Source organism: Cellulosilyticum sp. I15G10I2, assembly GCF_900095725.1.
Classification (GTDB): Bacteria; Bacillota; Clostridia; order Lachnospirales; family Cellulosilyticaceae; genus FMMP01.
In genome coordinates this window covers 96586-120168 of sequence record NZ_FMMP01000019.1, presented here as the reverse complement: position 1 = coordinate 120168, position 23583 = coordinate 96586, and the positions used below count along the sequence as shown (strand labels likewise).

Annotated in this window: 20 protein-coding genes and 2 pseudogenes; 4 read left to right on the top strand and 18 right to left on the bottom strand. The window is 32.9% G+C overall.

All coding sequences use genetic code 11. The features are described from left to right. Positions 1–3: 3 nt before the first annotated feature. Genes BN3326_RS17425 through BN3326_RS17405 form a run of 5 tightly spaced genes read right to left on the bottom strand, consistent with a single transcriptional unit; the run spans position 4 to position 4872 of the window. Entirely contained in the window at positions 4–2127 is a 2124-nt protein-coding gene (locus BN3326_RS17425; protein ID WP_070000536.1) for a transglycosylase domain-containing protein, read from the bottom strand. 41 nt (positions 2128–2168) lie between these two features. Further along, positions 2169–2891, bottom strand: coding sequence for a hypothetical protein (locus BN3326_RS17420; protein WP_070000535.1), 723 nt, complete (start codon positions 2889–2891; stop codon positions 2169–2171). A 16-nt stretch (positions 2892–2907) separates the two neighbouring features. Continuing rightward, entirely contained in the window at positions 2908–3618 is a 711-nt protein-coding gene (locus BN3326_RS17415; protein ID WP_070000534.1) for a hypothetical protein, read from the bottom strand. After that, on the bottom strand, positions 3581–4498 hold the full coding sequence (locus BN3326_RS17410; protein WP_070000533.1) for an ABC transporter ATP-binding protein: 918 nt from the start codon (positions 4496–4498) through the stop codon (positions 3581–3583). Before BN3326_RS17410 ends, BN3326_RS17415 begins: the two co-directional genes overlap by 38 nt. Further along, positions 4498–4872 carry a GntR family transcriptional regulator gene (locus BN3326_RS17405; protein ID WP_070000532.1) on the bottom strand — a complete coding sequence of 125 codons (375 nt, stop codon included), beginning with the start codon at positions 4870–4872 and terminating at the stop codon, positions 4498–4500. The genes BN3326_RS17410 and BN3326_RS17405 overlap by 1 nt, the downstream gene beginning before the upstream one ends. A 373-nt stretch (positions 4873–5245) precedes the next feature. Here BN3326_RS17405 and nudC point away from each other — a divergent pair, with 373 nt between their 5' ends. After that, entirely contained in the window at positions 5246–6103 is an 858-nt protein-coding gene (nudC, locus tag BN3326_RS17400; RefSeq protein WP_242876027.1) for an NAD(+) diphosphatase, read from the top strand. Positions 6104–6288: 185 nt separating this feature from the next. Here the strand turns inward: nudC and BN3326_RS17395 are convergent. The 4 genes and pseudogenes from BN3326_RS17395 to BN3326_RS22075 form a co-directional block, all read right to left on the bottom strand. Continuing rightward, a pseudogene (locus tag BN3326_RS17395) lies at positions 6289–6543 on the bottom strand (HEPN domain-containing protein); the annotation flags it as partial. 138 nt (positions 6544–6681) lie between these two features. Beyond that, the gene (locus BN3326_RS22915; RefSeq protein ID WP_330389764.1) at positions 6682–7215 is read right to left on the bottom strand and encodes a PDDEXK nuclease domain-containing protein; all 534 of its coding nucleotides are present in this window, start codon (positions 7213–7215) and stop codon (positions 6682–6684) included. Positions 7216–7257: 42 nt separating this feature from the next. After that, a pseudogene (locus BN3326_RS22910) lies at positions 7258–7683 on the bottom strand (DUF1016 N-terminal domain-containing protein); the annotation flags it as partial. 87 nt (positions 7684–7770) lie between these two features. Continuing rightward, the gene (locus BN3326_RS22075) at positions 7771–7932 is read right to left on the bottom strand and encodes a hypothetical protein (protein WP_171903857.1); all 162 of its coding nucleotides are present in this window, start codon (positions 7930–7932) and stop codon (positions 7771–7773) included. A 461-nt stretch (positions 7933–8393) separates the two neighbouring features. Here BN3326_RS22075 and BN3326_RS17385 point away from each other — a divergent pair, with 461 nt between their 5' ends. Together BN3326_RS17385 and BN3326_RS17380 are read left to right on the top strand one after the other, a co-directional pair. Continuing rightward, complete coding sequence (locus BN3326_RS17385; protein ID WP_070000530.1) at positions 8394–9374, top strand: hypothetical protein; 981 nt, start codon at positions 8394–8396, stop codon at positions 9372–9374. A gap of 226 nt (positions 9375–9600) precedes the next feature. Further along, positions 9601–10092, top strand: a complete 492-nt coding sequence (locus tag BN3326_RS17380; RefSeq protein ID WP_141722953.1) for a hypothetical protein — start codon at positions 9601–9603, stop codon at positions 10090–10092. A gap of 219 nt (positions 10093–10311) precedes the next feature. On the opposite strand, the gene BN3326_RS17375 is transcribed toward BN3326_RS17380, so the two are convergent. From BN3326_RS17375 to BN3326_RS22255, 3 genes are all read right to left on the bottom strand, one after another. Continuing rightward, on the bottom strand, positions 10312–10569 hold the full coding sequence (locus tag BN3326_RS17375; protein ID WP_070000528.1) for a Txe/YoeB family addiction module toxin: 258 nt from the start codon (positions 10567–10569) through the stop codon (positions 10312–10314). After that, the gene (locus tag BN3326_RS17370) at positions 10562–10816 is read right to left on the bottom strand and encodes a type II toxin-antitoxin system Phd/YefM family antitoxin (RefSeq protein WP_070000527.1); all 255 of its coding nucleotides are present in this window, start codon (positions 10814–10816) and stop codon (positions 10562–10564) included. The genes BN3326_RS17375 and BN3326_RS17370 overlap by 8 nt, the downstream gene beginning before the upstream one ends. A gap of 93 nt (positions 10817–10909) precedes the next feature. Beyond that, positions 10910–11167: a hypothetical protein gene (locus BN3326_RS22255; RefSeq protein ID WP_141722952.1), complete on the bottom strand. Its 258-nt coding sequence runs from the start codon at positions 11165–11167 to the stop codon at positions 10910–10912. Between the two features lie 149 nt (positions 11168–11316). On the opposite strand from BN3326_RS22255, the gene BN3326_RS17360 reads away from it, so the two are divergent. Next, positions 11317–13341: a right-handed parallel beta-helix repeat-containing protein gene (locus BN3326_RS17360; RefSeq protein WP_070000525.1), complete on the top strand. Its 2025-nt coding sequence runs from the start codon at positions 11317–11319 to the stop codon at positions 13339–13341. Between the two features lie 465 nt (positions 13342–13806). Here the strand turns inward: BN3326_RS17360 and BN3326_RS22250 are convergent, their stop codons facing one another. From BN3326_RS22250 to BN3326_RS17325, 6 genes are all read right to left on the bottom strand, one after another. Next, on the bottom strand, positions 13807–14568 hold the full coding sequence (locus tag BN3326_RS22250) for a CPBP family glutamic-type intramembrane protease (protein ID WP_207646366.1): 762 nt from the start codon (positions 14566–14568) through the stop codon (positions 13807–13809). A 1-nt stretch (position 14569) separates the two neighbouring features. Beyond that, the gene (locus tag BN3326_RS17345; RefSeq protein ID WP_070000523.1) at positions 14570–15676 is read right to left on the bottom strand and encodes a helix-turn-helix domain-containing protein; all 1107 of its coding nucleotides are present in this window, start codon (positions 15674–15676) and stop codon (positions 14570–14572) included. A 457-nt stretch (positions 15677–16133) separates the two neighbouring features. Next, entirely contained in the window at positions 16134–16583 is a 450-nt protein-coding gene (locus tag BN3326_RS17340; protein WP_070000522.1) for a hypothetical protein, read from the bottom strand. 155 nt (positions 16584–16738) lie between these two features. Next, positions 16739–19126 carry an NACHT domain-containing protein gene (locus BN3326_RS17335; protein ID WP_070000521.1) on the bottom strand — a complete coding sequence of 796 codons (2388 nt, stop codon included), beginning with the start codon at positions 19124–19126 and terminating at the stop codon, positions 16739–16741. Between the two features lie 286 nt (positions 19127–19412). Beyond that, the gene (locus tag BN3326_RS17330; protein WP_070000520.1) at positions 19413–20519 is read right to left on the bottom strand and encodes a tetratricopeptide repeat protein; all 1107 of its coding nucleotides are present in this window, start codon (positions 20517–20519) and stop codon (positions 19413–19415) included. 96 nt (positions 20520–20615) lie between these two features. Further along, positions 20616–22985, bottom strand: coding sequence for an ATP-dependent nuclease (locus BN3326_RS17325; protein WP_070000519.1), 2370 nt, complete (start codon positions 22983–22985; stop codon positions 20616–20618). Positions 22986–23583 lie beyond the last annotated feature (598 nt).

Sequence of the window (23583 nt, the reverse complement as noted above, 5' to 3'; positions counted from 1 at the left end):
TTGCTATTTTAATTCTTCTTCAAATCTTTGATATTCAAATTCCTCATGTATTTCATCCATCATTTTTCCCCAAAGTCTTACTTGGTAGCTATTATGGTCACCCAATGTCTCCGGATTGCTATATCCTGACCAAATTGTCGCTGCATAATAAGGGGTATAACCTACAAAAATAAGGTCTTTGTTGTTTCCTGATAAACCTATATTTCCTGCTACCGGCATCGTACTCAAAAACTCTTTCAAGCTTTCGTCCGCAATCTCCTCTGCTGCGTACTGTAGCATTTCTGTAAGGCTAGTTGCTGTATCTCTTTTTAATACAGTATTTGTACGCACCTTGAGCAAGGCTTCTGATTGGACATCAAGAATGACATTTCCGTCCCTATCTACAACCTTTGAATAAAACGTAGGCTGTAGATAAACGCCATGATTAGCAATTGTTCCATAAGCACTATTTAGTTCTAAAGTACTTACCCCCTGGGTTAATCCGCCCAGTGGCAAAGCCCAAGTTTTATCTTCTTCTGTGATATTTTCAAAACCAAAGCTTTTTAAATAATCATAGGTAACATCTAATCCTACCCCCTCATAAACAGTACGTACTGCGATGGTATTGTTAGATTGTGCTAAAGCATCTTTTAAGCGCATTGGCACATTGGTATAGGTTCCCGAGAAATTCTTAGGTGTATAAGTGGTCCCCCGGGATACTTTAACTGAAAACTTTTCATCTCTAAAAGTAGATTCCGGTGTATATAAGCCTTGATCGATCCCCGGTGCATAAGCTGCTAATACTTTTAAAGCAGAATCCGGTTGTCTTAATGCCTGTGTTGCATAATTAAAACTTAATGGCAGCTTATCCCCACGTCCTCCATAAAGGGCCTTCACTTGACCTGTACGATAGTCTGTCACTACAAAAGCTGTTTGTGGCTGTGTCTGACTGATAAGCACCTCTTTTTGTATTTGGTCTTCTTCTGTAATCTGCCATTCTGTTTTCATTGCTGTCTTAAACGCTTCTATCTCATCTAGCCTATCCACTACCTTACCATATACTGCTTCCTTAATAGATGTTCCATCTTCCTTTATCCCTGTGATTTCATAATCTAGCCTAACTTTGTATAAGCTTTTAGGATAAAATGCTTCATCATTTAAATATTTTTCTACTAATGCCTGTATATTTGAATCTAAGGTTGTATAAATACGAAGTCCACCGCCATAAATCATCCTCTGGGCTTCAAGCTTAGACATTCCCTTTTGTTCTTGTAAATCTGCTACTACTTGTTTATAGACTTCATCTATAAAATAAGAGTGGGGCGCCTTCTCAAGAGTTTCTTGATGAACACTTTGTATCCTTTCATAAGGTGAAAACTTTAAGGCTTCTTCTTTTTCTGTTTCTGTAATATAACCTTGTTTCTCCATTTCTCCTAAAATAACTTGAACCTTTCCCCAGTTTTCATCTGGATTTTGAAGTGGATTATAGCGAGTTGGATATTCTATTATAGCTGTAAGAACTGCACACTCTGTTAAATTCAGCTCACTTACATCCTTTCCAAAATAACGGAGTGCCGCCGCTTGAACCCCATTTGTCCCTTGTCCTAAAGCAACGCTATTTAAGTAATACTCCAAAATAAGATCCTTACTATAAAGCTTTTCGAATTGAATTGCCAAATAGTGCTCTTGTATTTTTCGCTCTATTGGATTGCCTGCTGGCAGTATGCTATTTTTTATAATCTGCCCTGTAATGGTTGTTCCGCCTTCTGATATACTGCCCGACTTCAGGTTGCTTATTAAAGCCTTTCCTACGCTAGAAAGATCCATACCATTATGCTCATAAAAGTTCTTATCCTCTATTGCAATAACAGCTTGCCTAAGTTGTTTTGGCATCTTCTCTAAATAGGCATATTCTCTGCTTTCTGTTCCTGAGAACTTATCTATAAGATTTCCCGTCTCATCATATACAATAGAAGTCTCATTTTCTGCTGCATGAAGCTGCACGTCTAATACATCCGGTGCCCCCTTTATAATCTTTACAACAAGAAGAATCGCTAATAAAACAGCTATGCCAACCCCCACCAAAACACTTCCTATAATTATATGTGAAAGGCGCTTTCTACGCTTTGCCTGATCCATTGTTTTCATACGCTTTAATCTCCCTTCTCTTTACCTATTTACATTATGACTCAGATGAGGTCATGGGCATATTGCTTAATAGGTGCCTTAACAAGTAATTGATAACCCATCATCCAAAATAAGAGTATATAGATGATTTGTCCAATCCCCCCTACTAGGGATTTTACAACAAGCATCATACTAAGCATCAAATACATACTTCCATCGTTTTCGAATAAATAGTTTGATAATAGACTAATAATAAAGACAAGTAGCGGTGTACTTGTAACACAGACCGCCGTAACCCTTTTAAACCTATAAAATAATGCGCCTACAAAAAAACCTAATGCAAATGCAACAAGTCCTATCCCCCATAAGTTAAGCATCCCCTCTATACTTAATGGAAAACTATCCTTTACTACATCACTTGGCATAATAACTCTAGCAAAAGCCGTAGCAACCTGCGCAAGGCCGTATACCAAACTTATAAACCCTATACTGCCTAAGGTTCCCACCACAATAATACCTTTTAGATAGGTTTGGCGTTTTGCTTGTATACTCAAATAAATCTCATATTGATAATAGCTATATAAGCACCCTGTAATCAATAAAAAGCTAATCCCTAAAATATACGGCGTAGCAAAAACCACATATGTTATGCCCTTTGCCTGTATGTACGCCCTATAAGCTCCAAGGCTATCTATGCCTAGCCAAACGCTTATAACAACGAGCAAAATACCTGTTCTTTTTATAAATTGATCACTCAAATTTTTATAAATCATTTTATTTTGCATCTCATCGCCCCCTTTTTTATAACATATCATGGGCATAAGTCTTAATAGGTGCCTTTCTTAAAAGGAGCACACTGCCCAGCATAAAAACTGAAACAAACAAAAGACCTATTCCTTTAAAATGCTCAACTATTTTCCATATACCTTGGTGCACCTCTTCCATGTTCATTCCCAAGAAATAACCACCCATGGCTATGCGTACCAGCACATATCCTGCCATAAAGCTCATAACCCAAAAGGTTCTTTTGCGCATACGATAAAAGACAGCTCCTATAAAAAAACCTAAATTCATACCCCATAAATAAATAACCCACTCCTTAGCAAAGTCTACCGAAGAAAAAAACTCAACCGGAATACCTAGTATGTAAATAACTAGCGCACTAAGGATTAACGTGATTACTCGATTAAGCACTAAAATCCCTAAACTTAATAAGCCGCTGTAAATCAAAAAACCCCTAAGATATTCTTTTCTTTTAGCTGCAACCTTCATATAGCCATCAAATTCTCTGCTACTATATAAAACGCCCATTCCCAATACAGCAAGCAGTAACACGATGATATGATTATCATGCAGGCAGCATGTTATATATTCTCTTTTCTTAGAATAATAAATTTGAGCCTTTGCAAGTATTTCAATACAATCTACTATCACCACAATCCATAAAACCTTATAATACTCTTTTTTACACGTATCATTTAAGAAACTCAAGGTTCTTTTTAATTCCTTCATACTCCGGCTCCTTTCCCCTTGTTAACTCTACAAAAGCCTTTTGAAGCCCCATAGGCGATACCTCTATATTTGCTTTTCTAATCTTTTCTTTATCTTCATTTGTCAATGTTCCCAAATAGCTATAGACGTGGGTTTTTCCAAAGCTTTCTTTAAGTCTCTTGCCTTCTAATGCATGCATCCCTTCAAATGCTTCTTGAAGTCCTGTTAAATAGAACCCCTTTGCTTTAAACTCCTCTACATCTTCATGTAACAGTATTTTCCCTTGATTAATAATAACGACGCGCTCTAATAGATTTTCGATCTCGTCAATAAGATGGGTAGAAAGAACGATAGTACGGGGATTTTTAGCATATTCTTCTAATAAAATAGTATAAAACTGCTCTCTATTGACGGCATCTAATCCTAAGGTTGGTTCATCAAAAAGAGTGAGCTCGGCATGTGTACAAAGGCCAATAATATTAAATACTAAGGTTTTCATCCCTCTAGAAAACTTTTGATAAGGTTTATTAACAGGTAGCTCAAAAAGTTCCACTAATTTTTGCTCTAGAAACTTATCATAAAGTGGATAAAACCTGCTATAAAGCTCAAAAATAGCTTTAACCTTCATATAGGGTGCATAAAACTCCCCTTCTCTTATGACACATACTTTTTCTAAAACCCCGGTTTCTTTACGAGGGTCTTTTCCAAAAATTTCAATTTCCCCCTCCTTGGCAATGAGCTGATTAACTAAAAGATTAATAAGTGTTGTTTTACCAGCCCCATTTTTACCTAACAGCCCATAGATTTTATCTCTTTCTAACGCTAATGAAATATCTTTTAAGACCTTTTTATCTTGAAAAGCATAATTTAAATGATTGATTTTTACCGCGAAATCTTCCATTATTCCACCACCTCCTTACTATTTTGGATCATCTCAATTAAATCTTGTTTACTAATCCCGAGTTTCTTTGCTTCTTGAAAAAGATTAGCAATAACAACTTGCTTAAAACTCTCTTTTCTTGCTTCTTTTATCGCTTCCATAGCGCCTGTACCTACAAACATGCCAATCCCCCTCTTTTTATATAAGATACTACGGTCCACAAGGAGATTAATCCCTTTTAATACTGTCGCTGGATTAATTTGATAGATCCTTGAAAATTCATTGGTTGATGGAATTTGCGTTTCCTCTAGAATGCCTCCTTGTAGAATCTCATCTTCTATTCCTCTAGCAATTTGAATATAAATAGGTTCTTCATCATTTAATATATATTTCACTGTCTTCACCTCACTTTATCTGCCTCTAGACTTATCCCTATTATTAAACGCCGCACACCTATTCGGTTAGTTAGTTAACCAATTAACCACTTAAGTAAGTTATATACTTTTTTTTTAATATTGTCAATATATTCTAGATAATATACTAACAAAATTTGTAGCTCATTTATGCTAATGGCTTACGCTATCACATTCAACTATCTCCCCAATTAAAACTTCCGGCATAGCCTAGAGTCTTCCGAATACGTAGGAATTTCCTGTGTGGAAAGTAGAAGATGAATAAATGATTGTACAAATCATAGAACGGAAAATCCGTCAGGAACAGATATAATTAACCGATATTATAGCATGTCATGTTATAATAGAATCTGTAATGGTATTTACAAGTATACAGAAAGCACAGGTATTAATTATGAACTTTATCCTTGGAAGCACTACTCCCAGAAGTCAAAATAAACTATTTTATATTTTTCTCTTTCAACAAAATAATATCCTTGTAAAAAAACGCGATAAAGAATTTACTATTCCCACATCTGCAGATATTTTAAATTGGGAAATTAATATAAGTAATAAATTCTACATAGGCAGCCTAGATGATCTTCCCTGCTATGTGGCAAGATTTCCCGAAGATCATGTCATTCCTAATGACATGGAATTTATAGGACTTAGAGTATTAAATAGCCAAATAGATAACACCATGCTCCAAGCAGCTTTCCGCGCAGTCCAAATCATTTCATGGGATGAAACCCATAGATTCTGTGGTGTTTGTGGTAAAGCTACTCTTACAAAGGCTGATGAGCACGCTAAAGTATGTCCAGCATGTGGTCATACCTCCTACCCACGCTTGTCTCCAGCAGTTATAGTAGCCGTTACTAAAGGCGACAAACTTCTTCTTGCCAGCAACACAAACTTCACCACAACTATGTACAGCGTACTAGCAGGTTTCGTGGAAGCTGGTGAAACCCTAGAGGAATGTATAAAAAGGGAAGTACGCGAAGAAGTGGGTATAGAAATAAAAAACATAGAGTATTTTGGCAGTCAACCCTGGCCATTTCCCAATTCTCTTATGATTGCCTTTACAGCAGAACATGCAAGCGGAGAGATCAAAATAGACGAAAATGAGATCTCAGATGCCAGGTGGTTTGGTGCCCATGAGCTTCCTAATATCCCTGGTCCTCTCAGCATTTCACGAAGTCTTATTGAGTGGTTCATCGCGAAGTATAAGAATTAAAGATAATCAAGCACTTGGACCATCAGCCTTATGCGCTCTTTGAAATTAGTAAATATTTCATGTCTAATTTAGTAAGCTAAAATACAAAGAACCCACGAATTCTAACTAACTTGTTAGAAATTCGTGGGTTATAATCATGGTGGTGAGGCTGATTACTCTATAATCACACATTATGCCATCTCACTCTATTGCTTTACTATTTCATCCTTAATAAATTTAACAAATGACTCTGCAAACTTCATACCTTCTTTTACATCTTCCTCTTCTGCAATAAGAGGATCTTCTGCTGGATATCTTGTTTCTATATAATAGCCATTTAAGAACGCACAATCTTTAATAAACTTCCTAAATTCAGTATTATGTATACTTGCTTTTTTACAAAGCTTGATTAAGCTATGTCCTTCTTGCAGCATACCTGTTTTATAAATCAAATAACCTTTTAAATATTTCTCCTTTTACTCATATCTTCAAGCACTTCTCCTTAATGTTCGCGTTCTTGGCTATTTAGTAAGCATCTTATAGCATACAACAGACAGTGTCTGTCAAATTTGATTTTCCATTTTAATTAATATAATAATTTATTCTTCATTCTCAATCTGCTTAAAATCAGCCATTTCAGTTAACTCATGAAGTTTTTGTCTTAAAAGTTTCTTATCAATGAGTTTCAAAGTATACTCTGATATTAGTGTCGGCGACAAACTTCTTGATAAAGCAAATTCAACGACTTCATCTTCTTTACTTGCACAGAGGATAACGCCGACACTTGGATTCTCATTATTCTTTTTATGTTCTCGATCAAGTGCTTCAAGATAAAAATTCATTTTCCCAATGTGCTCTGGTTTAAATGCGCCAATTTTCAGTTCAAAGGCCACTAAACAAGCCAATCCGCGGTGATAGAACAACAAATCAATATAATAATCACTGTTTCCAACCATCACTCTATACTCTTCACCAACATAAGTAAAATCTTTGCCAATCTCAAGGATAAAATTCTTCAAGTTAGCTATGATTGCTTTTTTTAACTCGTTCTCAGAAAATTTTTCAGGCAAACTCAAAAATTCAAGGACATAAGTGTCTAAAAAGTTGCTTTTGATAGCATTTACAGCAGGCATGGGCTCTAATTTTTCAGTCGAGAGCATATATCTTTCAAAATATCCACTATCGAGCTGTCTTTGGAGCTCTCTTTTTGAATATTTTTCTTTCAGACATAATTTAATGTAAAACTCTTTTTCTTCATCTGTTTTCGTGCTAGACAAAATCAATAGATGGTTTGTCCAACTTATTTGTGTCACCAGTGGTGACACAAACTTATTATTTTTGTATGCTTCGTAAAACTGCTTCATTCTATAAAGGCCTCTTCGGTTGAATCCCTTTATTTCAGGATAATTCTAAGCAATATACGAAGCTAAATCATCTACATATGAGCTCCCCCACTTTTGACTTTCAAGTTGCTCTGAAATATATTTACCGATGTTCCAATAAAGTAGGATGAGTTCTTCATTCACCTTACGAATGGCATTTTCCCTTGCATTCTTTATTAGCTCAACAACACCTATAAAATCCTTTGTGATATCATTCATTTAGGACAGTACCTCTCTTTCAATTATTATCTTAATTCTACAATCACACAACCAGCTCAGCAGCTAATTCCTCATCCTAAATTCGGATCAATGAATTTTCATCATAGTCTCATAGATTAAAACTTCTTCTTTTCCCTGGAAGTTTCTGTGTAGTCTTCCTACATACTGAGTAATTGTGCCCTTCCATGCAATCGACATTGCCATAAATAATGTATCTAGTCTGTCTTCATCAAAAGCTTCACCACTCATCTTTCCTGTAGCAACGATTACAAATCACTCATCTTCTTTGAGTACTCTAATTTTTCTAATAGCTTCTTTTCTCTCACTTGTTTTTAGCTCCTCTAATAAAACAATAACCTCAAAATCTTTTTTAGACATTAAATTCACTAATTGATATACTTGGCATCTGTAGCGCTTAAAATCCTACTAAAATTCTCGACAGAAATATTTATATTTTTGCCATTCATTATGAACCATGATTGATTTCTTCTTTAACAATCTAATTTTATGTTTTTATTCTTGTATTATTGCTAGACTATCAAAATTTTAGCCCTATTTCCCCTTATTATAACAGGTTTTATTATTTTTATCATACTATTCAAACAAAAACTTAAATTGAGTACACTATTGTTTAGGGAATCTTCCTTTTCAAGACATATATCATATTAAGAAGATAAATATCCAGAAAGTTTAAAGGAGAGAACGATACTATGTCTATGAAACATCTCAAATATTGTCCAGAACTTAATCAAATAACAGGCAGCATCAATGCAACTATTCTTTTATTACAACTCGAATATTGGTTTGCAAAAATGACAGGAGGTAAGTTTTATAAATTTCTAGATAGTTGTGAGCATGAGCTCTACAAACAAGGGGATAGCTGGGTAGAAGAACTCGGCTTTAGCAAACAAGAATTCCGCACGGCTTTTTCAAAAATTGGTAAGGTTTATACATCTAAAAAAGCCTTTAAAGAAAGCAAAGATCTCTTTAACGGCAAGTACTACGCTTCCTACTACGACCGCATCAAAGGACTAACATACTATATTCGAAATGACGCTAAATTAAGTGAACTATTTGATGATGACTCAAACAAAATCTTATATTCTGAAGAGAAAAGCACCGAAAACACAGAAGATGTTCTACGCACACCACAAATCATAATCCCCGCAAATCCAAAAACTTCATCTCCATTATCAGTAGAATACAACAAATTATTAACATCAGTAAAAGACACACATCCTACAAAAGTGTGTGTGCCCTATGAAACAATTAAAGCGCTCTTTAATCAATACTGCCCTTCTTATCCACAGCTTACGCTGCTTACTGCCAAAAGAAAAACCCTGCTCAAAAAGCTATGGTACGATATGGGACAAACGCTTGAAAACTTTAAGCAAGCCTTTTTATCAGCTGAAAACAGTGACTTTCTAAGCGGTCGTCTAGGCTCATGGCGAGCTAGTTTTGATTGGCTTATTCAGGAGGACAAGTTCGTTGCCCTCTTAGAAGGCTGCTATACCAATAACCGCCGTCAAAGTCAGTTTTCACCATCAACCCCCTCTGCCCCTAAGCCTCATTCTAAGTTTACAACTATGTATTCTCACTATTGGGATTTTGAAGAGTTGGAAAAGCTTGAAGATCAGTATATCGACAGGCAGATTGCTAAATACTCAACCATGTCTGTTGCCTTAGATTAATGTCTATGAAAGAAATCTCGTGATAGGCCTTATCTTACACAAAAAAGCATTTCAAGCATCTTATAAATTCTAATAAAAACCGGGTAGTGCCCAGTACTATTGCGTTAAGTTTTTCTAAATACATATCTTATAGTTAAAAATGTTATACTAAACTTAATTTCAAAAAAATATTTTGAGGTGTTGCATGCAAAAAGCGAAAAGATTGAAATCATTAATACCAATTTTTATGTTAATTTTCATGTTTACTCATCTTTCACTAACTACTTTCACTTTACCCTTTGACCCAGTACTGCCTGTAGCTCCTGATACTGCCGAGCCAGTCTCTCCTATTGACCATCAACGCATTATGCAAGAATATATAAATCAAATAAGAACTATGCATAACAGGTCTTTTCAATTAGTTCAGCTTACACTTGATTCACCTATAAGAGATATTCCTTCCCTAAGGCATAGTATTAACTTAATTAATATAGAAATAGATTCTGTACGTCGACAACTACGTGACTATTTATCACATGTGCAAACTACCCGCATACAAAATAGAGATGTATTGCTTCTCTTTAACGCTCTAAATCATACTAGTAACCAACTGCTTTATTTAGAGCAATTATCGTATGCAATCAGCAATGTTGAAAAAGCTTTACTCTTAGGAGATTTTTATCGTTCTAGACAAGCAACTATTGATACACTTGATGCAGCTGAAGCATTTGTTTCATGACCTTAGGTCTTTAAATAAGGATTTAGTTGGGCTCCGTAGCGTAAACGTTCAACAGTATATTTTTATTCATATGATAAAGTTACCATTTTTAGAAATTTTCCCTTAATACTCCAAAATCCTAGAAATACTCCTTTTATTAGAGTATTTCTAGGATTTTGTTAACGGAGATGAATCATTATAATTCTATTCACCACTATTTATATATTTATTTTAAAAACTTTATTTGTAATGCCCTCTGCATTTTACAATGTATAGATTCGTATCATCAATACTATAAATAAGCCTATGTTCATCTGTAATACGCCTGCTCCAATAGCCTGTAAGCTCATATTTAAGAGGTTCCGGTTTACCTTTCCCTTCATTACCATTTCTTTCAATATCTTTGATTAGCTCATTAATTCTTTTAATAATCTTTTTATCTTCTCTCTGCCAATAAAGGTATTCATCCCATGCAATATCTGTAAAAACCTTATTCATCTAAAAGCTCCCTTTTTGTAAACCCCCCAGCTTTAAGTTGGTTAATAGACTCCATCAGTTTATCATAATACTCTGGATTACTTCTGACAAAAAGGTTTTCTAACATATTATTATATTCATTTTCTGAAATGAGTACTACATTGCCCCCATTTTTCCGAGTTACAATAATGGTTTCAAAATCATCATTCGCTTTATCACAATAAGTTTTTAAATCCTGACGTAAATTTGTATAATTAACCGCTAGCATATCACAACACCTCCTGTACATTATATTGTACATTATATGCTATTAAAATACAATGGATACAACATATTTTTCTCTACTCTAAAAACGTCATACTTAGCTATATAGTTCATCTCTCCTTCTTGGTGTACGTTTAAATAGGACTTTGCTCTTTTCATGGAGGGTATAGTTTGATATAATAATCATAGTTTTTTGTGGAAATGTCTTTAAAAGTGGTCTGTCGGCAAAACTTACACTTTCAAAGGCATTTTTCTTTTCTATCGGTATAGTCATGGTCATTATACCTAGCAATCTTGGGACAGGCAATGTCATCAACTTCCAGTCACTATAGGGTAGCGTATACACTATATGCATAGGTTTGAGAAAATGACGATAGATAAGATAATCACTATTAATAAGCAAACTGTTTACAGATTACTACAACAACAAATTTTATACAGTATCCGCCGTCAGTTTGTAAGAAATTCTTACAGCTTTTAAAAGGTGGGAGGAGGAGTGGTTTAATGAAATATCATGTGTCAATACAAGGGAATGATCAGGCAAAAGGAACATCTGATCAACCCTTTCGTACAATATCACGCGCTGCGGCTCTTGCCATGGCTGGTGATACGGTTACTGTTCATGCTGGAGTATATAGAGAATGGGTTAATCCGGCTAATGGAGGAACTAAAGAGCATAGAATAATATATAGATCTGCAGGAGACGGGGAAGTAGTCATTACAGGGGCTGAACGTATTTCCGACTGGAAGGCTGAAGGAGACAATGTTTGGAGCACAGAAATACCTCATTCCTTATTTTCTGTTCGTAATCCCTTCGAAGTGGAGCTCCGTGGAGATTGGCTATTTGACGGGGCTTTCCCAGTTCATCTGGGTGATGTCTATTTGGACTCTAAATCCTTGTATGAATGTGATAGTGTTGATAAGGTACGCAAGCCCGAAATTTGGTCCGAAGCCAAATATCCCAAGGACTCACTACTAAAATGGTATGCCGAAGTTGGTTCTACAACGACAAAAATTTGGGCCAATTTTGGTGGAAAAGATCCCCGCATCGAAAATGTAGAGATTAATGTCCGTCCTTATTGCTTCTGGCCTGAGAAACCAGGACTTAACTATATAACTGTAAGTGGATTCACACTTCGTCAAGCATCTCCTCAATGGGCACCGCCAACTGACTACCAGGAAGGTTTGATCGGACCTCACTGGAGTAAGGGTTGGATTATTGAAAACAATATTATCAGTGAATCCAAAAGCGTTGGTATCAGCCTAGGTACTAAAATCGGCACAGGTCACGCTAAGTGTTTGGATAAACACATTAAAGGCGGCACACAACGTGAGTATGAGGTTATCTTGCGCGCATTACGCTCTGGATGGCATAAGGATAGCGTAGGCAGCCACATCCTTCGAGGTAATGTGATCCATGATTGTGAACAGGCAGGCATTGTGGGACATATGGGTGGAGCCTTCAGCCACATTTATCAAAACCGTATTTACAATATTCACCACAAGCGTCTCAGACATGGTGCCGAAGTAGCAGGAATCAAGCTGCATGCTTCCCTGGATACTCAAATTAGTGAAAATATAATCTATAGCTGTTACCGTGGCGTTTGGCTTGACTGGCAGGCACAGGGCACCCGCATCAGCCGTAATGTATTTTTTGACAATATTTCTGAGGACTTCTTCGTTGAGGTTTGCCATGGTCCGTATATGGCTGATCATAATCTGTTCCTCTCTCCGATGAATTTCAGAAATATGTCGCAGGGTGGAGCATTTGTCCATAATTTGTTTGCAGGTAGATTTGTGGTTCGTTCCGAGATTACCCGCACTACGCCCTATCACTTCCCTCACGAAACAGCAATGGCAGGTTACTCCAATATTACTGGAGGCGATGACAGGTACTATAACAATATCTTTTTGGGGGATAATGATGCTCATAAAGAACCTGTCCCAATAACCTTTTTTGAACATCTTCCGCTTAAACATAGGGATGAAATTGGAGATGACGGGAAGACTGTCATGGATGGTGTTCCGGACAATTCTATTTGCTATCTGCACGCTGTGGGGCTGGGAGGCTACGACAAGCATCCTGATGTAAAAGATAAGAATTGGTGGGAATACACCAAAGAGGAGCTTGCTGAGCTTGGAGATGCCGCAAAGGATTTCTTTATAGGAAATGCAGTTCTTCCGGTGGCTATGAGTGGAAATTTATACCTTAACAATGCGGTTCCAGGTAGTCATGAGCCTAATGCGAAGATCTATGAGCACAAGGGCATTAAAGTGGAAATTAATCCCGCGCAAGGCAGGGTGCAAATTCAGGTCAATGAGCCCAAATTGATTCGCGGAGCCTCTGCATTGTTGATTACCACCGACCTGCTCGGCAAGACTTATCACGCCGATATGCAGTATGAGCAACCTGACAGCTCTCCGTATCGTTTTGACTCCGACTTTTTCGGAATAAAGAGACCTGATGCAGATGTCACACCCGGTCCGTTTGAGTTAACCGAAAATGGTATCATTAGTTTTGAATTTTAGTTTATTATTGAAGATCCAATCGTTTTAAGTGATTGGATCTTTATTGTCTTCTCAGGCTGGTGCGTCTGAGGAAACATAATTTCAAAAAGTCTCCTCTACTTTTGGTAAGGTTTGTTATACTTATTCTGAATTTATTCTCTTATAAATACCAATAACCCACGAACTCCAACTAAATTGTCAGAAATTCGAGGGTTATAATCATGGAGGTGAATCACGGAGATGCTATCCACCATTTATTAATTATAAATCTTTATAGATATCTCCTCTATTGCCTATATTAAAAATCATTATAGTTATAACCTCATAATAAATACTATATATTACTCTAAATTCTCCTACACGCAACCTATATAGGTCCTCTTGTTCAGCTAACCTTTTAATATCACCTTCTGGAATCTTATAAATTGCATAATATCTCTTCTCCATAAAATTTCTAAATGGAATAAAAAAGCTTATTCGCGAAGTTTAAAATAAAATAGGCATAAATATAACCTGCATAAAGACATGAGTTGCTACATGAGCATACATTGAATAAGCCAATCCCTTCTTCCAATATAAATAACCAAATCCAATTCCCCCAATACCATTTAAAACAAAACACCTTATCAATATAGGTATAGATAACCCCATCGACTGCACTGTAAACGGAATGTGTGCTGCTGCGAATAAAGCTGCTGCAAGAATAATAGCAGTTATATAAATCCAGTTAGGTATATTAAAATTATCTCTTGATTTCGCAAATAGTTTCCAAAGTATCAGAATAAAAAGAGACATTACAAACAACCTGAGTAATATTTCTTCTATTACTCCGCCGTATAATATACCTGTCATAAGGTATATTGGAGAAAATACATAGGTTGTTATTTCAGATGGAAGATACCCGGCAAAAATAAAACTATCAGATCCTGTAATTATTAAAGCCGTTGACAACCCAATTAATGTTGCTAGTACTAAAGCTTTTTTATCAAATTTAAAGTTTAGTTTTAGGTTGACCTTTTTCGCTAACTTCAATCCGCTAAAGGTTGATAAGAAAGTGATTAATGCGCCTTGCACGGCTGCAATAGGTATAAGCACTTCCCATGAGCCAAGCTGAGATACTATTTGTTGCTTTATATCCTCACTAAACATAGAAATTTGATATACTCCCGCACATATGCTTGCAATAAGCCCTATGAGCGTAAATATCAGGCTAATCATTAAATCTTTGTTTTTTAGAATTTTTTGCATATTAGTTGCCTCCTAAATTTGATTTCAAAGTTTTAATGATAATTTTATATTGCGGATGATTCATTAAATTTGCAAAAGCTGGATTATGAATAATGCCTTGAATCATGCTTTCTTTAATGACTTCTTCACTCCGCGGAGCTTCAGCTCCTAAATCAAATTCTTTAAACCAGCTATCGAGTTCATTAAAAAATGAATCGCCATGCAAGGAATAAGGGAAAAAGCTCATCATACAGAGTTCTGTATATTTCTGCAGCATATCAAGCGCCTTTTCAGCATCTCCTTGTATGCTATAGCCTTGAGCAGCATTAAGGTATGTCAATGCCATGCTGTTTGGATGAAGTCTTTCTAAATCGAATACTGCAGCAACTGAAAGAATACGATTCAGTATTTCTTCAAATTGCTCGTTCCCAAGCTGAAGTAATAAAATGGATGCTCCAACTAATGAAAGAAGGTGTTGATAAATGCTGATTTGCAAAACTTTATTGGCCTGTGTCAAATTCCCTGCCATAAGATATGCCTGGGCGATACCCTTGTCATCATTGGCAATCGGTCTAATAGTTTCACCCAATAATTCCAGTACATTTTGTGGCTGCCTCAGCATAAGATAACAGGTAGCTTCTAAGGAAACAGCATCTTTAGTAAGCCATACATCCTCACTTTCGTTTTTTATCCTAATACACAATCTAGCCGCTTCTTCAAGAATACCTTTTTGTTCCGGAGCACCTTCGGCAAGCATATGGTGGTTGCACATAAGCACAGCCATTTGCATAAGAAGTGGAAAACACGAGTAATATTTTTTTATGATTTCCCGGCATTCAGCCAAAACGTCGTTGAAGGGCTTTCTTGAAAAATCAGCTGACAACTGATGGTAAAGCTCTTTTATATTCTCTTTTGTCATTTGGGCAGTATATCCCATTAAATCATCAATACTGATATTGAAATATGCAGCAAGTTGAGGTAGAAAAGTAATATCAGGATAGCTTTGCCCAGTTTCCCATTTCGATACAGAGGCCTTGGAAACTCCTATATACACTGCTAGCTGCTCCTGTGTAACCCCTTTTTCTCGTCGTTTGTCTGCAATTACTTTTGAAATATTAATATCTTTCATATAATTATATCGTGTAATGGGCTTCTCGTTAAATTCATTTCACATCCTCCTTCTGCTTTAATTATACGTCTTTTTCTTCTATGAGCAATGGATTTAAAGTTAACTTTAAGCAACAAAATCAACTATAAAGATACCTCTATAGTAACTATCGGGTTGATTTCTTGTATAAATTTTCCTATAAACTAAAATAACCCACGAATTCTGACTAAATTGGGCCTATAATAAATGTTGGGGTGTAAATAAAATATGTATACATAAAAGAAGAGCATATTCAACAATCCTAAGTATAACGACATACTAGAAAGGACTTGATGACTATGCTCTCTTCTTATTATTCCCAAAAGCTTCTTAAATTATCAAGTGTTTTAATAAAAGAGACACCTTGTATTTCAAGGTATCTCTCTATTCTCTCCAATGGAGATGAGCCTTTGTGATTATATCCACCGTTTTGATTATATTAAGAACTCTTAATATAATCAATTATAGCTGCAAAAAACAAATTAACTGCTAGTGGCATAATTAACAAAAACCCTAGCCCTTGTAATTTATCTACTGTAATATATGATGAAACTGTATAAAACATTGTTAATATTGCAATCACCATAGTTACAGCACATTTTTTATCATCGCATATTAAATCTTTTAGGTTACTCATCCTTCCAGTTACTTTTTTATTTATTACATATACGCTTACCTCAAAAATAATATACTGCATTCCTATAACACCTAATATTATTAATATTAAAAGCATAGATACTTCAAAATTTATAGCTATAATAAGCTCTAAAAATATTGGAGTACATAACAAATGTGAAATAAACATGATTATCTTAAGTATTTTATTATTTTGATTATGTGCATTCCAATAAGTATATACTAACCCAAAAGCCAGAAAAGCATCTAGCATTTTACAAATTCTAACAAAAATCGGGTGGTACCAGATACCCTAGCGAAGGAGCACAGTGACTGAGCTTACTACTTGAGCCATCTAAAACCACTAATACTTCGCTCCTATCACTTGGTATGATATTAAATATTTCTTGAGCCCATAATATTCACTTATCAACTTATCTCTCGTTTCTCTACTTTTCCTCTTTTCTTTATCTCCTTAAACCTACTATGGAACGTATCATATAAAGTCTCTTTCATTTTATCATCCTCTTCAACGTCTTCTTCTCTTATATGCCTATAAATAGGTGTTGCATATTCTAAAACAATACTATTAAATTGTTCTTTGTTTAATGACAATACTACATCTTCTACTAATGCTTTATATTGCTCATCCCTTATAAAACATGCAAAAACCGAACTTAAGTTTGCTACTTTATATCTTAACTGCTTTTTATTAATATCGGTTGCATTCTTGCTATAGATATTTGTAAATATATATACATATGCTGCTATACATTCTTTTTTATAATAAGTCATAAAGTTATTACCTATTAGTTTTGCATTTTTACTCTTCTTAAGTATGCTATATATAATTTCAGATATCCTTGTTTCTCTTCCTATACCAGAAAGTATTTCATTATCATTAAATATTAACTTGTAATATTCTTCTATATAATATGGTTCGTCAGAAATTTGAACCATTAATGTTAATAGTATAAAATACTCTTCGTCTTTTTTAACTAAGTCAAATATATAATGAATAATCTCTATATATTTTTCATAATAGTCTTTTTTAAGTAATGCACTAACAATATCATATATTTCAGAATCATATCCAAATTTTTTCAATTCATCAATAATATCACTTATTCTATTATTAGATTTTATTAAATGTTTACCATAGTAATATTCAAAAAATGACCTATGATAAAATTTAAAATATTCCTCTTCATTTGTAGGTACAATTAGTTCAGTTCTATCACCACAAAATCTTATAAACTCATTGACAGCTCCTATAGTTTCATTATTGGAATGGTACGACCTTTCAAAAATAGTGCTTAATTTATGTACTATACTTTTTTTATCAACTTGTTTATTGTTGTATTTTGCTAATTCTGCAATTTTTTCAAAAGTAGTATCACTATCCAAAATTTTTCCTATCAACCCAAAATTATATGGCAATCGCTTAACCTGTATTTCTCTTTTCTTACCAATATAATTAATACATTTATCATATAATTCTATTTTGTTCTCAGGTAGTTCTAATTCTGCATTAAAAATATTCACCAAAAGCGATAATATTAAGAAACTACTTAAAAAGTTTTGTTTAATTAATTCTGTTGATTGCTCTGCAAAATTTTCAATATCATCTTCATCGAATTGTCCTAATTTACTCATATTATGTAAATATTCTTTAACTTGTTCAAGATCTACTGGTTGAACATTATATATTATATCTGTAACTGGAATAAATCCTCTATCTCTTGCTGTAATGCAAACCTTATTATTTAAATTCATTTGTTGTATAAACATTACAATCTTTTCATGTAGCTTCTCCCTTAAATCCTCTGCTACTTCATCTAAAGCGTCAAATAATATAAGTGTCCTTCCTGCCTCTAAAAAATATTGAATAAATTTTTCATTAACCTTATCTTTTCCAATACCTATAGCATCTATTAAGCTATCTCTCAAAAATTCACATATTGAATAAGCTTTTGTTCCTGCAAACTTCTCATAGTCTTTTAAGTTACAATATATAGGAAGGATTTGATCAGGAGCTATAATATTTAACTCTTCAAATCTATTTATTATATTTTGCATAAACAATGACTTTCCAAATCCTGGTCCCCCAATTATTGAAATCATATTAGCACTAATAAAAACATCTTTCCATCCTATAACTACTTTCGTCCCTTTAATATTCTGTGTAAACTTAGGAAAAACATAAAATTGATAAAAATCAAATTTTCCTTTCCCATAAATTTGACTTTTATTATTTACTTTTTTTAACATATTTATACATTCTAAACGTGTTTTCTCATACTCCTCTTTCTTATCTTGTAAGTCTATAGTAATTAAATCCATTATTTTTTCTTCTAAATTCTCAATCATTAAAGAGTTTGTATAGGCTAACCCCATTAACTCCTTTGGTATATCTTTAATCAACTTAGATTCTATTAAATTTAATATACATCGAATGTACTTTTTTAACTCCGTTCCATCTATTTGTTTATTATAAAATCTCTGAATATATTCTTGAGCTTTACTTGCAGTAGCTTCAATAAATCCTTGTTTACTATATTCTTTCTTTTTTGATGCCTCTCTATAAGATTTATAATAGAAATAATTCAAAAAGGCTACACGTGTACTATACTCATTAAAAAAACTAGTAATGGCACTTGATTCTATTTCAAGGTGTACAAAATCCTCAATTAATCCTTTTACTTCATCCTCAAGTCTAAGTTTATCAATTTTTCTTCCTAAACCTTTTAAAATATCATATCCAAATGCACACGTAATATTAATGAGTGCTGGAACAATTATATTTTCTACAACCATACTTTTTCTCCTTAGTTTTATTTATATTTATTCGTAACTACTTTATTTACTTTCCATTAATGATAAAAAGAAATTAAAATCCTTATGTAATACCTTTGCTCTGCTATATAAGGATTAGTAAATTCATCTCAAATATTCCATTTTAAGTAATTTATACAAAAACTCCAAAATCCTCGAACCTAGATTTCTCTAAGTTCGAGGATTTAACTCATGGAGGTGAATCACAGCACCACTATCCACGATTTTTTAATTTTTTAATACACTCTAAAAATTAAATATCCTATTCTCAATTATTTGATATTATATACGGCTTCCATTCTGTATTATATTGGCTAATTAGATTATTATATATCCCCTTACACTTATTTAAATCTTTTCTATAAATATCTGTTGACCCACTTTCTAATTCCTTAATCACATTTTTCAAAGTATTATCTAACTCACTTAGATGAATTTCATTAAATCCAGATGCATTCTCTATATAGTTATATAAACATCCTAGATATTCTTTAATATAATTTTTGTTGCTAAGTAATAAGGTAAAAGATTCTGATGCTAAACGTAGAATAGGTAATAACTTTTCTGCCTCTCTATTATTATAAATTTCTTTATAATAATAAGTCAGCATCCATAAATCTATCCCTTTAAATATATATTTCCATTCATTAAATAAATAATTAGCTGGTAATTCTATCTGAACATCTGAGAATTTCTCTATAGGGGTATCTTCATTCATCGTTCCTAATGAATTTTTCTTGCAATCAATTAAAATTCTATTTTGAAATATAGTTTGTTCTCCAATTTTGAAACTATTATTAAAGGAAGATATTGTTTTAGCTTTAATATATAGGGGAAAAACCTCGTTTTTAAGTAAAACTGGATCATCTAATTTATCTAAAACTTCAGTAGCTTTACCATAATTTTTAAATTTACATTCTAAAAAAGAATATGCAGCTTTTTCATTATCAGTTAAATATTCACTATTTTGATAAAGTATTTTCCTTGCTAAGAGTATTTTATTATCTTCGTTACTATAAATTAAAGACATTACATAATAATATTTAACATCTAATAAGCCTTTATTAATCTTATATGCTTTCTCAAATTGATTTAATGCATCTACATAGTATTTATCTCTATAGTATTTCTCTCCTATACGGTAATACTCTAACGCTGCGGAGTCACCTTCTCGTGAACTAATATAAGCTCCACCAATTGTAACAATAGCAGACAGAAATGAAACTATAAATATTATATCTTTAAGTATTAATAACTTATTGCTACTTTCAAAAAAGTTATGTATTTTTAAGTATTTATCAAAAATATTATTTAGTTTAGCTTTACTATTTTTATTATAACAGCTTCTGTGCAATTTATTTTTAATTTCTTTCATGTCTCCTACCTATTTAATTATAATCTGTTAAATGTAAAATACTTCACTAGATAAAATTCCTTTAATTATTAAACACTTGCTTATTCTATCTTTATCCTATTCAATCATTTCTTTAATATTAGAAATGAATAAATCAATATCTGAATGATATTTATTAGTCTTTATCATTTTACTTATTATTTTTTTTACAAAGTCTTCTCTTGTAGGTGTAGATTTTATTATTAATTGTACTCGTATTGAATCAATTGTCTCTTTCCCACAGACTATGTCGCCCACTTCTTGTGATTTTAAATAACTATTTACTTTTCTTCGTATATCAATCTGATCAGGTTTACTTAATTCTATATCAGCAATTTTATCTCCAGTTGAATTTTTAATCTCCTTCTTTCTTTCTATTTCCATGCATTTCTCATATTCAAAAACAATAGATTCTTTTGTCTCTTCATATGTCATATTTATTACATCTATAATATCCTGACTTTCTATTACATGGGTTTGGGGATATTCTTCATTAATTACCTTCGCAATAATATCAGGTATAAGCAAATAATTTTCAAATTCTTTTTTACTCCATTCTACAACCCCAAACCCTTTTTTTCTCAACTTATTTGCATCTTCTTTTTGTTTTTCTATTGGCCTAAAATCTCTATCAAACACAGCTAATTTCTTAAACTCATTATCTTCAATTGTTATAAACTTATCCCATTGATTAGTTAATACATTTTTTCTTCCACCTAACGGTAATATCTTTATCATATTATAGTTCTTACACTTATTTACACCAGCTTCTTTGCATAAAAAATCTAAATTTTCTTTATCATCTATCCCTTCTACAATAACTACTCTTTTTCCTAAATTTAATCCAACAAGCTCCTCTGTTGTGGCTCCTAGATTTCTAATTAATCCAATAAATCCTGCATCGTATTCTTCTACTCCAATTAATTCACTTTTTGAATTAAACATAACAACATTATGAGGATTTACAGAATTAATGATATCTTTTGAATGCGTTGCAATCAAAAATTTAGTTTTATACTTATTGGAAAACTGCTCAAATAATTTTATTATTTCTACTTGTAATTTTGCATGTAAATGAGCATCTGGTTCATCTAAAAGAATCATAGATGGTTTTCCAAGTAATATTTGGGCAATTACTTGTATAAATTGTAATGTCCCCATCCCTAAAGTTGAAATATCTATTCTATCAATTTTGTTCCTGTTATTAATGTTATCTGTAACTTCATATGTTGCAATAATATATTCATCCTCTTCTGGATTAAAAGAAACATCTAAGTTTTGAATACCAAATATATCTCTTACTAGTTTTTGTAACTCAAAAAATTTATTTTCTTGAATTACCTCTACTCCAGCATCATCTTCATTTATATTTTTCAAATCTAACAAGATATTTCTAAAAAGTTGATTATAGTTTCCGCTTTTCAGCATACTATTATATCTTGCAGGAGTTTTTCTTTCTTCATCTGTAACTACATTAAAGAAGCTTGGAATTAATGTAATAGGTCTATCAATAAAATTTACAATTGCTTGATGTGATATTCCTTGAGAACACCTACTAATAAAGACAGAATATGTTTCAGCAACTAATCTAGCTCCTATTTCAATGTACATTTCATTTTCAAAATAAAATGTACAAAAAACTACTCCTTTTGCCATATTAGCTCTTGCATTACAATTAAATAAGTCTATTAACTCACTTAGCAGAAATGGTATTTTATCATATCTAACCCCTGTTTGACTTCCTACAATTAATTGTCCATATTCATCATATTCTAACCTATCTGACTTATCCAACAAAGATAGTGCATGGTACCCTATCAAAACTCCTTGAATAAAAGAAGTTTTTCCTGCATTATTAGTTCCTACTAAAACTTTCAAATTATCATTTTCATTGTCAAAGGTTACACTTGCTTTAATAATCTTTTTAAAATTACTTATCCGAATATTTTTAAGCATTAATTCCTTATCTACTATTTTATTAATATTATTATTGTATATGTCTATGGCATGCTTGAGTTTACTAACTAAAAGTTTAAAATTGGTGTAATTGGATTGAGCATGCTGAGTTTGTGTATAATAATGACTTATATTAAATAAATCCATTGACCCCTTTTTAAGTTCTTTTGATATATCCTGTACTCTTTTTAGATTATTTTCAGCCTTTCTTACTTTCTCAACCTTGATTTCTACATTTTGCTTTCCAAATGCATTTACTAACAAAATCACTTTAAATAGTGCCACTTTTCCATAATACAAATTGGCTCGTGCTTCAAATCCTGAATTATCAGTTAAGTAATAATAAGAAGTCCCTGTTCCAACTCCCACATTGTTATCTAAAAAAAACTTTAATATCTCTCTAAGTGATTCACTTTTGTCCATACCATTAAATTCTTTATATAGATTGCTTTGAATACTAATTTCCGCCAACCATTCGTCAATGTTTTTCATATATTATTTATCTCCCCTCTAAATTTATAAATATTTATTTGCCTATGCTCTCAATTTATATTTACTTTATATCTTAATTTTACTTGCCATTGAATATAAATTTATCAACAAAAAATCTTTTAGAAACACCGTCTACATTAATTCCTAAATATTTTATAATGATCTATGGTACATAATTCAATACATCACTTATACTTTTTAATTATGAGGTAAATAATAATTAATTCACCACTTTTCTATAAATAAAATAGCATCATGTTTCTTAAGATAAGAATCTCTCAATCTAGTTACAGATAACTACAAATTATCTGTGGTGCGTTTAATTATTCAACTTTTATTTAAAATAATTAACTTATATACCATTTTACCACAATATTTTATTTTTTGAATTATTTTTATTTACTTTTCATCATTTTTTAAGTGCTTATTTAAAAAAAGAAGCGACAGACTTCTTTTAGCTAATCTCTTTATATTTTTATAAGCTACTTCTTTCTATGCTCCCATTATAAACATATTTAAAGGCTAAGCAGATTATAAGAAACAAAAAAGAGTAATAGGGATTAAATCTTAAGCGAAAGACTTATCCTTATTACTCTTT

Excerpts from the sequence above, each read along its gene's own strand:
- BN3326_RS22075 (WP_171903857.1), bottom strand. The coding sequence starts at position 7,932 with ATGAGTGGTGAAGCTTTTGATGAAGACAGACTAGATACATTATTTATG.
- BN3326_RS17425 (WP_070000536.1), bottom strand. The coding sequence starts at position 2,127 with ATGAAAACAATGGATCAGGCAAAGCGTAGAAAGCGCCTTTCACATATA.
- BN3326_RS17415 (WP_070000534.1), bottom strand. The coding sequence starts at position 3,618 with ATGAAGGAATTAAAAAGAACCTTGAGTTTCTTAAATGATACGTGTAAA.
- nudC (WP_242876027.1), top strand. The coding sequence starts at position 5,246 with ATGGTATTTACAAGTATACAGAAAGCACAGGTATTAATTATGAACTTT.
- BN3326_RS17380 (WP_141722953.1), top strand. The coding sequence starts at position 9,601 with ATGTTAATTTTCATGTTTACTCATCTTTCACTAACTACTTTCACTTTA.
- BN3326_RS17370 (WP_070000527.1), bottom strand. The coding sequence starts at position 10,816 with ATGCTAGCGGTTAATTATACAAATTTACGTCAGGATTTAAAAACTTAT.
- BN3326_RS17375 (WP_070000528.1), bottom strand. The coding sequence starts at position 10,569 with ATGAATAAGGTTTTTACAGATATTGCATGGGATGAATACCTTTATTGG.
- BN3326_RS17360 (WP_070000525.1), top strand. The coding sequence starts at position 11,317 with ATGAAATATCATGTGTCAATACAAGGGAATGATCAGGCAAAAGGAACA.
- BN3326_RS22255 (WP_141722952.1), bottom strand. The coding sequence starts at position 11,167 with ATGCATATAGTGTATACGCTACCCTATAGTGACTGGAAGTTGATGACA.
- BN3326_RS22915 (WP_330389764.1), bottom strand. The coding sequence starts at position 7,215 with ATGCCTGCTGTAAATGCTATCAAAAGCAACTTTTTAGACACTTATGTC.
- BN3326_RS17340 (WP_070000522.1), bottom strand. The coding sequence starts at position 16,583 with ATGCTAGATGCTTTTCTGGCTTTTGGGTTAGTATATACTTATTGGAAT.
- BN3326_RS17325 (WP_070000519.1), bottom strand. The coding sequence starts at position 22,985 with ATGAAAAACATTGACGAATGGTTGGCGGAAATTAGTATTCAAAGCAAT.
- BN3326_RS17330 (WP_070000520.1), bottom strand. The coding sequence starts at position 20,519 with ATGAAAGAAATTAAAAATAAATTGCACAGAAGCTGTTATAATAAAAAT.
- BN3326_RS22250 (WP_207646366.1), bottom strand. The coding sequence starts at position 14,568 with ATGCAAAAAATTCTAAAAAACAAAGATTTAATGATTAGCCTGATATTT.
- BN3326_RS17420 (WP_070000535.1), bottom strand. The coding sequence starts at position 2,891 with ATGCAAAATAAAATGATTTATAAAAATTTGAGTGATCAATTTATAAAA.
- BN3326_RS17335 (WP_070000521.1), bottom strand. The coding sequence starts at position 19,126 with ATGGTTGTAGAAAATATAATTGTTCCAGCACTCATTAATATTACGTGT.
- BN3326_RS17410 (WP_070000533.1), bottom strand. The coding sequence starts at position 4,498 with ATGGAAGATTTCGCGGTAAAAATCAATCATTTAAATTATGCTTTTCAA.
- BN3326_RS17345 (WP_070000523.1), bottom strand. The coding sequence starts at position 15,676 with ATGAAAGATATTAATATTTCAAAAGTAATTGCAGACAAACGACGAGAA.
- BN3326_RS17385 (WP_070000530.1), top strand. The coding sequence starts at position 8,394 with ATGTCTATGAAACATCTCAAATATTGTCCAGAACTTAATCAAATAACA.